This window comes from Rhodococcus sp. BS-15 (genome assembly GCF_000813105.1).
Taxonomy (GTDB): domain Bacteria; phylum Actinomycetota; class Actinomycetes; order Mycobacteriales; family Mycobacteriaceae; genus Rhodococcoides.
On record NZ_BAOX01000160.1, the window covers coordinates 1 to 11,153 of the forward strand.

An 11,153-nucleotide genomic window follows, 5' to 3' on the forward strand; every position below is an offset into this window, starting at 1 on the left:
ATGGTGCCGGACCGGATGGTGGCGCTGCGCACCCTGCCGCTCACCGTCAACGGCAAGATCGATGCGGCGGCCATCGTCCAACTCTGCCGAGCGGCAGGTGATTCCGAGCGAGCCAGGGCACGTGTTGCGCCTCGAACCCGACTCGAGGGTGCACTCGCCCTGATCTGGCAGACCGTGCTCGGCGTCGACGAGATAGGGGTCACCGACACCCTGTTCGCGTTGGGCGGCGACTCCGTACTCGCGACCACCATCGTCGCCCGAATTCGTGCGGCCTTCGACATCACCTCCGTCACGGTGAGGATGCTGTTCACTGCGCCGACCGTGTCGGGCCTGGCGGAGTCGATGATCGCAGCCGAAGGTGATGCCGAACTGCTCGAGGCGACGGCGGAGATCTATGTGTCGATCGAATCCATGTCGGAGGACCAACTGCTGGCTGCGCTCGACCACCAGCACACTCCCTGAGTCGATATGCCCACTCACTCCTTCCACGATCGGGAATCCACAGTGCACCCAGTCATCGAGCACAACGCTGACTTCGTACCGTTCGACGAGGACCGCGCCCGGACGTACCTCGACGCCGGACTCTGGCGCGAGACAACACTTCCCGACGTGTTCACGTCGTGGGTACACCGGTTCGGCTCTCGTCGCGCGGTCATCGACGAAATCGAGGAGCTGACGTACGACGAGCTGTACACACGGGTACGAGCGACTGCAGCAGGGTTTGCCGACCGCGGTATCGGGCCGGGGGATCGGGTGGTTGTGCAACTACCCAATTCGGTGTCGTTCGTGGTTGTGCTGTTCGCGTTGCTCGAGTGCGGCGCGGTCCCGGTACTCACTCTCCCCGCGCATCGTCGACGCGAGATCGTTCATCTGGCAGCCACATCGAAGGCCGTGGCGTACGTGACCGCGGAGCGGGACGGACACTTCGACTACCGAGCGCTCGCCGACGAGGCAGTGGCGTCGGTGCCGACCATTCGGGACGTCTTCGTCGATGGTTCTTGCGGCTCGCACAGTCCGTTGTCTTCCGTCGTCGGTGCGTCACGGGAATTTCCGCGTGCGTCCCCTGCGGATATCGCAGTGCTGTTGGTATCCGGCGGAACGACGGGACTGCCGAAGTTGATTCCGCGCACCCACAACGACTACGAGTACAACGCACGAGCGAGCGCCGAGGTCTGTGAACTCACTGCCGAGGACGTCTATCTCGCGGTTCTCCCTGCCGCGCACAACTTTCCACTGGCGTGTCCGGGTCTGCTCGGTGCACTCGGGGTCGGAGCAACGGTGGTCTTCTCCCGGACCCCCAGTCCCGACCAGGTCTTCGCGGTGATCGAGAGGTATCGGGTCACGGTGACCGCCCTCGTGCCGACGTTGACGCATGTGTGGTGCGAGGCCACGGACTGGGAAGACGCGGACCTGTCCAGTCTGCGGTTGCTACAGGTCGGGGGAGCGAAACTGACACCCGAGATCGCCAAGCTCGTCGAACCGTCGCTCGGGTGCCGGTTGCAGCAGGTGTTCGGGATGGCCGAGGGTCTCTTGAACTACACGCGGACCGACGACGCACCGGATCTGGTGATCGGCACCCAGGGGCGTCCCCTGTCCGAGCACGACGAGATCCGGATCGTCGATGCCGACGGTCACGACGTCCCCACCGGGGAGACCGGTGAGCTGCTCACTCGCGGCCCGTACACAATCAACGGCTACTACGCTGCAGCAGAGCACAATACGACGGCCATCACCCCCGAAGGCTTCTATCGAAGCGGAGATCAGGTTCGGCAGTTGCCTTCCGGTCACCTGGTCGTCACCGGCCGGATCAAGGACGTCATCACCCGCAACGGTGAGAACGTCGCGGCCGACGAGCTGGAGGATCTCCTGCTCACCCATCCCGGAGTTGCTCGAGCTGCGGTGATCGGAGTACCCGATCCCGATGTGGGCGAGAGCATCTGCGCCGTGATCGTGCCGAACGGCAGTGCTCGGAACGACAGTGTCCGACCGTCGCGAGGTGCGAGCATTCCTCACGGCCGCAGGCTGCGCGGGGTTCAAGCTGCCCGACCGGGTGGTGACACGGCCGTCGCTTCCCGTCACGGCAATCGGCAAAGTGGACAAGTCCTTGCTCGTCACACAGTCCACCGAACGGCAGGCCAATCGATGAAGCCGACGGATCTCGACGACATCAAGCGTCGGTTGCTGGCGGATCGGCTGCGGCGCGCCCGGGGAGGCGAGACCGCCGAGGTCGAGCTCGGTCCTCTCGCGAATCCCGAGTCGTCCGAATTCGGTTGGTCGAAGACGCGATTCGGCTCCGTCGATGATGTGTGGCCACTGTCTCCGCTGCAACTCGGGTTGGTCTATCAGTCGGCGTGGATGCGGACGCCACCGTGCTCTACACCGTTCGTACCGTGGTCGAGGTGGATCGGGTTCTGGACGGCGACAGAGTTCGGCACGCTCTGCAGTCGGTGGTCGATTCCACTGCGGCGCTGCGGACGGCGTTCGTCACTCCCGACGGCGGTGTGCCGGTGCAAGTGGTGCTCTCTGCGGTGCAGGCACCGTTGACGGTGGTGGACCTCGGTAGCTGCTCGGCGAGCGAGATCGACGAGCAGTGGAACCGGGTACTTGCCGACGACCGGCAGCGGTCGTTCGACATCGCTGCGCCTCCACTGTTCCGGGTCACGCTGGTGCACTTTCCCGGCGGCGTCGACCGCCTGCTGACGACCTACTGGTTCGGGTGTTTCGACGGCGGCTCCTCGGCGTTGTTGGTGGCCCGTGTTCTGGAGCAGTACGACGGCGCGAGCCCGAACATCGATCACGGATACCGGGAGTACCTGCGCTGGTTGACCTCTCGCAACCGGGCCGAGTCCGAGCGTGCATGGCAGCGCTGGTTCGGCGATGTCGACACCCCCACACTCGTGGCCGATTCGGGTCGGGGCGGCGACGAGGCTCCCCGACGCGTCGAACGCAGACTGTCGCGGGCGGTGTCCGGCCGACTGGATTCGATTGCGCGCGAGACCGGCTCGACGCTCTTCACCGTGTTGGCCGCCGGGTGGGCGAGCGTGCTCATGCGCGTATCCGGTCGGTCCGACGTGGTATTCGGTACCGCCGTTGCCGGGCGACCGATGGAGGTGCCCGGCTCGGAGCGTGCCATCGGTGCGTTCATCAGTACCGTTCCGCTCAGGGTCGCGGCAGGCGGATCCGACACTGCTGCAGACATCGCTTCGCGGGTACAGGATCAGCGCCTGGATCTGATGGCACACGACACCCTCGGTCTCGGCGGGATTCAGAAGGCGATCGGTGCGGGTGCGCTGTTCGACACGCTGCTGGTGCTGCGCAACGCGGCTGGTCCCGCCGCGTCCGCCGCTGTATCGCCGGAGCGGCAGGTGCGACACATCTCGACCGTCGACGGTTCCGAGTTCCCGGTGTCGATTGCCGTCGACCCGGGCGACGAGCTGAATCTATCGGTGACGTACCTGCCCGAATCGGTGGACGACGATCGCGCACTGTTCTTACTCGACTCCTTCGAATGCGCTCTGACAACCGTTGCCGAGCAACCCGATCTGCCGATGTCGCGTTGGCCTGCGCCGGCAACCGAATCGGTGAGCATCGCAGACAACGGTTTCGACTACAGGCTGGAGCGGTTGCGCGATTCCACGATCGCCGAGTTGCTCGCCGACCGCGCCGCGGCGGTCCCCGAGACGACCGCGCTGGTGTTCGGGGCCGAACGGGTGACGTTCGGAGAATTGGATGCGCGCGTCGGTGCGTGCGCACGGGCACTCCTGCGCCGAGGTGCAGGTCCGGAACGCATCGTTGCCCTCGCGCTGCCTCGTTCGGTGGAGATGGTGGTGGCGCTGTTCGCGGTACTACGCACCGGCTCGGCCTATCTGCCCCTCGAACTCGACTATCCGAGCGATCGCCTCGACCTGATGTTGGCCGACGCACGGCCGAGGATCCTGGTGACGACCACCGCGACGCAGTCCCGTGGACTGACGACCGACGCCACCGCGATGATCGTCGACGATCCCTCCGTGGCAGCCGAATTGACGGAACGCGTCGACCCGTCGGAGTTCGACTCGGGCCCGTTCGCACCCGGTACTCCCGGTCGCCTCGAGCACCCGGCCTACGTCATCTACACCTCGGGCTCGACCGGCACACCCAAAGGCGTCGTCACCCCGTATCGGGGGCTGACGAACATGCAGATCAACCACCGAGACGAGATCTTCGTCCCCACCATCGCCGCGGCCGGGGATCGGACGCTGCGGATCGCGCACACCGTCTCGTTCTCCTTCGACATGTCGTGGGAAGAGCTGTTGTGGCTCGTCGAAGGCCACGAGGTGCATGTCTGCGACGAGGAATTGCGTCGTGACGGTGAAGCATTGGCTCGATACTGCGAGCAGAACCGGATCGACGTGGTGAACGTGACGCCCACGTACGCCGGGCACCTGCTGGATCTGGGACTGATGAACGAGCACGACGGGCATCGGATTCCGCTGGTGCTCCTCGGCGGGGAGGCGGTTCCGGATTCACTGTGGCAGCAGCTGGGAGACGTCGGCTACAACCTCTACGGGCCCACCGAGTACACGATCAATGCGCTCGGTGCCGGTACCCGAGACAGCGACACCCCGTCGATCGGTGCACCTATCCTCGGAACCCGCGCGTACGTTCTGGATCAGTGGCTGCGGCCCGTTCCCATGGGATCCGTCGGCGAGCTGCACCTGTCGGGTGTGGGTCTGGCCCGTGGCTACCTGCACCGATACGGCCAGACGGCAACCAGATTCGTCGCCGATCCATGGGCACCGGGTGAGCGAATGTACCGTACTGGCGATCTGGTCCGGATCAGGCCCGACGGCCTGTTCGACTATCTGGGCCGGGCCGACGACCAGGTGAAGATCCGTGGTTATCGGGTGGAGACGGCAGAAGTCGAACGGGCAGTGGCGAACTGCGATGCGGTTGCCGGCGCGGTGGTGCGCGCGGTGGAGATCGGAGCGGGTACTCGGGCGCTCGCCGCGTACGTGGTCCCCCGGGATGCCGCTGCGTCCGAGGACCATTCCGCGCTGTTCGGATCCATTCGGGACGAGCTCGCGGCCGTCCTTCCGGAGTACATGGTGCCCACGCTGTTCGCTGCGCTCGAACGTGTTCCGATGACGATCAACGGCAAGCTCGATGTACGGGCTCTGCCGGCCGTCGATTCCGCGGGCGGCGGTACGTTCGTGCCGCCGCGAACACCGGTGGAGACGATGTTGTGCGAGATCGTCGAGGCGGTTCTCGGGGTCACCCGGGTGGGAATCGACGACGATTTCTTCGCTCTCGGAGGTGACAGCATCACCTCACTCGCCGTGGCGTCGCGGGCGCGCAAGGCGTCCATCCCGCTGGCACCGCGGGAGGTGATGCGCAAGCGAACAGTGCGGATGTTCGGTGCGGAGCTCGTCACCGAGGAGACCACCCGGCCTGAAGTCTCCGCCGCAGCGGTCACCGTGGACCTGTCCCAGGCCGAGCTCGACGAATTCGAAAGCAGTATGTGAGTGACCGAGATGACGACCGATACCGCGACGACTCCGCAATCCAAGATCGCGGCTGTCCTCCCGCTGACGGCGCTGCAGGTGGGAATGTACTTGCAGTCGAGTCTCGCTGCAGCGAAACAGGATCCGTATCTCTCTCAGACGGTGTTGGACCTGACCGCCCCGGTTCGAGTCGACCGCCTCACCCGCGCTCTCGAGCACCTACTCGAGCGTCATCCGAACATCAAAGCGCAGCTGCGCCAGCGCCGTAACGGCGACCTGGTGTGGGTGGTTCCGCGTGCGTCGACACCGGAACCGACACCTGTCGGCGGAGATTGGGACGATCATCTTGGCCGCGACCGATCCGCCGGATTCGCGTTCTTCGAGGGGCCCTTGATCCGATTCGCGTACTCCACCGATCCTCGGTCGCCGCGGGTACTGATCACCTACCACCACGCCCTGATGGACGGATGGTCCGAGGCCATCTTCGTTCGTGAGTTGATCTCCCTCTACACAGCGGGGGAGTCGGCTGCTCTGCCCCCTGCACCCGACTATCGCGATTACCTGGCCTGGAAGGCCGGTCAGGATCGTGGTGCGGCGTTGGCGCGTTGGGCGAACTATCTCGGCGGCTTCGATTCTCCGACGCTGATCGCAGATGGAAAACCGGCACAAGCGAATTCACCGTCTCGGATCGATCTCGACATCGGTGACGGTCTGGCACGACGCGTCGCCGACTACGCGCGGAGCCGCGGCGTGACCACGAACGTGGTGGTGCAGGTGGCCTGGGCGTCGATGCTGGCGGCTCGGACCGGAGCAGGCGACGTGGCTTTCGGGATGGCGAGCTCCATCAGGCCGTTCGACCTCGACGGGGCCGAGGCGATGGTCGGTCTGCTACTCAACACCGTGCCCGTGCGGCTCCGGTTCGATACGAGCGAGTCCGTTGCCGACGTGGTCGACGGCCTACAGGCAGACCATCTCGACCTGGACGAGCACCGATTCCTCGGCCTGTCCGAGATCGCCGGAACCGTCGGCGGCGGTGAACTGTTCGACACCATCGTCGTCTATCAGAACTATCCGGCACTGCCCTCCGAAGCAAACGCGGCCGTCGACGAGGTAACGGTACTGGGCGCGCACATGAGTTTTCCGATGGCTCTGATCGTCGGTCCCGACCCTGCTCTGTGGGCCTTCGTGCTGCACGACGACGCCGCCCTCGATCATCGTTCGGCCACGTTGTGCGCCGAGACGTTCGTCGAGATGCTCGACCGGCTGATGGGCCGTCCGAACGTCGATGTGTCGCAGCTGTTGTCGGCCCCGGACGGCCAGGGATACAGTGTCGGTCCTGGTCGGGCAGTGTCGACGCTCGAAGGGGCACTCGCCGACAGGTTCGAGCAGTCGAGTGAGGATGTCGCGTTGGAGGTCGGCGGTGAGGCGATCACCTACACCGAACTCCGATCCCGGGTGGCCGAGGTGTCGAGGCGGCTACGCAGCCGAGGTATCGGGACCGAGAGCCGCGTCGCTATTGCTCTCGGCAGGGGTGCCGACATGGTGGCTGCGCTGCTGGCGACCATCGACGTGGGTGCGGTGTTCGTCCCCGTCGACATTCGTTACCCGCGTGAGCGAATCGACTACGTGCTCGCAGACTCTCGCCACGACATTCTGTTGGTCGACGACGCCACCCCCACAGCGCTGACCGCTCTCGAGACCGCGACGAGAATCGATTGGAGCTCGGCCACCGAGGCGGTGGAAGAACCCTTCGCCCGAAGCATCCCGGGCGAGTGCGGGGCCTATCTGGTGTACACCTCGGGCTCGACCGGTACACCCAAGGGAGTGCTGGGAACCAGAAGCGCGCTGGCCAATCGTCTGCACTGGGCGACACTGCACTGGGGCGGCCCCACGAGCCGGATTGCCAAGAGCTCACTGTCGTTCATCGACGGAGCAACCGAACTGCTGACCGGAATTCTCGCGGGCCAACGCCTGGTGCTGGCACAGGATCACGAATATGCCGATGCGAGGGCGTTGGTCGAGCTCGTCGCTCGATCCGGGGCCGAGCAGATCACCGCCGTAGGATCACTCGCTGCAGCATTGGCGACGACCTCGCCGCAGGAATGCTGTTCGCTGACCAGTTGGATCCTCAGCGGAGAGCCGTTGAACAGCAACACGATCGAGGCGATCGGACGCGCCACGCCCGATGCGTCCGTGCACAACTCCTACGGTTCCTCCGAGGTGGCGGGCGACGTTGCCGTGCACAGGGTCGCAGGCGACCCGGCCGTCATCGGAACGGCGGTGGACAACACGGTCCTCGGCGTGCTCGACGACCGACTGCGACCGCTGAGAACAGGGATCGGCGGCGAACTCTACGTCTCGGGCGTGCAGCTCGCCCGCGGATATTTCGGAAGACCGACCGAGACCGCCGCCCGGTTCGTCGCTGACCCGGGCGGGGACGGCTGCCGGATGTACCGGACCGGTGACCGCGCCCGCATCCTCGACGACGGTGCGCTCGAATTCCTGGGACGTGCCGACCGGCAGGTCAAGGTCCGGGGCCATCGCGTCGAGCTGGGGGAGGTCGAAAACCTCACTACCGATATCGAATCCGTGAACGAGTGCGCAGTGGTGGCGGTGACCGACCACGCGGGCGCAACCGTGCTCGTTGCCTACGTGACCCCCGGCGATGTCGATGCCGCCGCAGTGCGCGACGCTCTGCGCGGCCGGGTGCCCGAGTATCTGGTGCCGGCGTTCTGGGTGGCGATCGACCAAATACCGAGTACCCCCAACGGCAAGACGGACCTGGTGGATCTGACGCAGCGCGGGATTCCCGAGAACGGACCGAGTCGCTCACGAGCAGCTGCCACCGACGACGAGCGCTGCCTCGTCGACCTGTTCGCCGATGCGACTCGTACGGGTGCCGAGTCGATCGGGGTCGACGACGACTTCTTCGCGTTGGGCGGCGACAGCATCACTGCCATCACCATGGTTCATCACGCACGGGGTGCCGGATTGGTGATCACGACCGCCGATGTCTTCGAGTGCCGCACCGTCGCTGGACTGGTGGAACGAGCTCGGAACACCGAAACCGAGAGCACTGCAACCGAACCCGAGATCGTTGCGCCGCTACTGGACGCACAGGACCTCGCCGAGTTGCGCACACTCGGTATCGATACCGAGCGCGCACGTCCGGCCACGCCGCTGCAACAAGGGCTCGTGTTCCAGTCGGTCGCTGCAGGAGACGGACTGGAGGAAATCTACGTCATCGCCACCGAGTTCGAGGTACGAGGCGTGTTACACGTCGGAAAACTCGAGGACGCGCTCGCCGCATTGTCCGAGCGCCACCCGGCGCTGCGCTCACGCTTTCTCACTCTGAATTCCGGGATCACCGTCGCCGTCCGCGACACGGAACGAGTGCACGTACGCAGGCAGACGGTCGACCATCCGGATTCGCCCTCGGCGCGCGCCCTGGTCGACGAGGATCGAAGCACCTTCGACATCGAGAACGGTCCCCTGGTACGAGTCCTCGTGCTGGACTGCGGAGAACAGCTTCATCGTGTGGTACTGACCATGCATCACCTTCTCGTCGACGGTTGGTCGATGGGGACCGTCGGCACAGAATTGTTCATGCTCTACGGTGGCCGGGATCTACCGGCTCCGGTGCCGTTCGACGACTATCTGCGATGGCTGTCCCGTCGGAACGACTCGTCGATCGATGTGTGGCGTCGAGCGCTCGGTGCCGACATGGTGCCGACAATCCTGGCCCCGACCGCGTCGCCGTCCGAGGAGCGATCCGGGGCCCGCGAAATCGAGCTGCGTTGGGGTGTGCAGGACTCTGCCCGCCTGGCAGCCTCCGCTCGCCGTCGATCGGTGACGGCGAGCGAGATGATCAATGCGGCATGGGCCGTGGTGCTCTCGGCGTTCACCGATTCCGAATCGGTGGTGTTCGGGTCCACAGTGTCGGGACGCCCGACCGACCTGGCCCGCGTCGGGGACATGGTCGGGCTGTTCATCAACACCATTCCGGTGCGCGTCGACATCGGCCCCGATGCCACCGTGTCGTCGGTTCTGGCCGGCCTGCGAGAGTTCTCCATCGCCGTTGCCGCGCATCATCACGTCGGTCTGTCGGACATCCAGAAGGCAGTCGGCCGTGGAACATTGTTCGACACCCTCGTCGTGTTCGAGAACTTCGCTGCCGCCGATACCTCCGGTGTCGACGCCGAGGACTTCTCGGTCTCGGTCGCAGGGTTCGACACGGTGACGCACTACCCGCTGACCTTGACGGTGTTTCCGGGCGGAGAACTGCGGTTGGTGGTGGAATATCGAAGCGACGCAGTATCGGTCGGGCAAGCACGGGCGGTGGCGTCGGCCATGGCGGCGGTGCTTCGGACGTTCGCCGAGGCAGGCGACCCGTCGATCGCATCTGTGCCCCTCGTGGATGAGCCAACGGCGCACCGGCTCACTGCTGAGCAGGCCGGCATCTCGCGCACCTATCCGTCCGAAACGTTGGTCGAACTCTTTTCCGAACAGGTGGCGCGGCAGCCCGATACGATCGCTGTTCAGGACGCCGCCGCGGCCTTGACGTTCGCCGAGTTGGACCGCTTGTCCAATAGAACCGCACGGTGGCTCATCGGTGCGGGCGTGGGTGCCGAGGACCTCGTGGCCGTTCTGGCCCCGCGCACAGTTCTCACGATGGCGGTAATCCTCGGCGTGATGAAGTCCGGGGCAGCGTATCTGCCGATCGATCCGAACTGGCCGGCCGACCGCACCGGCCAGATCCTCGACGACGCACAGCCGGTGCTGACGGTGAACGCGGATTCCGTTGCATCGCTTGCTACTTCGTCCATCGATTCGGTAGGCGTCACCGATGCCGAACGGCGAGCACCGTTGCATCCCGACCACCCCGTCTACTCGATTTACACCTCGGGCACGACTGGTGTGCCCAAGGGCGTTCTGGTCCCACACCGTGGCCTGACGAACCTGTATCACTCGCATCGCGAGAACGTGCACGAACCGGCTGCCCGACGCGCAGGTAAGTCGACTCTGAACGTGGCGCACGCGTGGTCGATGGCCTTCGACGCGTCCTGGCAGCCGCAGCTGTGGCTGTTCGGCGGCCACACAGTGCATCTGATCGATCCCGAGACAGTTCTCGACCCAGTGGAACTGACTGCTCGGTTGACTGCGCTGTCGGCAGACTTCATCGAGGTGGTGCCGTCGTTGCTCGAGCAAATGATGCGATCGGGATCGATCGACACGCTGACCACGGTCGGGGTCGGGGGAGAAGCGGTATCGGCCGAACTGTGGAATCGGTTGCGCAGCAACGAGGCCCTGGTTGCGTACAACTTCTACGGGCCGACCGAGGCGACTGTGGATGCGGTGTACACCTCCACCGAACTGTCGAGTGAACCGGTGATAGGTCGGCCGGTGACGAACATGCGGGCCTATGTACTGGACAGAAGTCTCCGACTGGTGCCGCCCGGCGTGCTCGGCGAGCTCTACCTGGCGGGGCCCGGCGTCGCGCGGGGATACCGGAATGCGCCGGGGCGCACGGCACACCGCTTCGTTGCCGACCCCTTCGCCGTAGACGGCACGCGGCTGTACCGGACCGGGGACCTCGTCGCGTGGACCGAGAACGGCACACTGCGGTATGGCGGCCGCTCTGACGATCAGGTGAAAATTCGCGGTCACCGC

At 65.4% G+C, this 11,153-nt stretch carries 3 protein-coding genes and 1 pseudogene; all 4 read left to right on the forward strand.

The genetic code is table 11. The features are described from left to right. Window positions 1-462: phosphopantetheine-binding protein (locus RHBS_RS17175; RefSeq protein WP_237669316.1), on the forward strand; the 462-nt coding region annotated here is incomplete at its 5' end. Window positions 463-468: 6 nt separating this feature from the next. Beyond that, window positions 469-2,146: pseudogene (locus RHBS_RS17180) on the forward strand ((2,3-dihydroxybenzoyl)adenylate synthase). Between the two features lie 205 nt (window positions 2,147-2,351). After that, entirely contained in the window at window positions 2,352-5,504 is a 3,153-nt protein-coding gene (locus RHBS_RS17185; protein WP_187298529.1) for a non-ribosomal peptide synthetase, read from the forward strand. A 9-nt stretch (window positions 5,505-5,513) separates the two neighbouring features. Then, window positions 5,514-11,153, forward strand: a 5,640-nt coding sequence (locus tag RHBS_RS17190) for a non-ribosomal peptide synthetase (RefSeq protein WP_236745387.1), incomplete at its 3' end; no start/stop codon positions are given.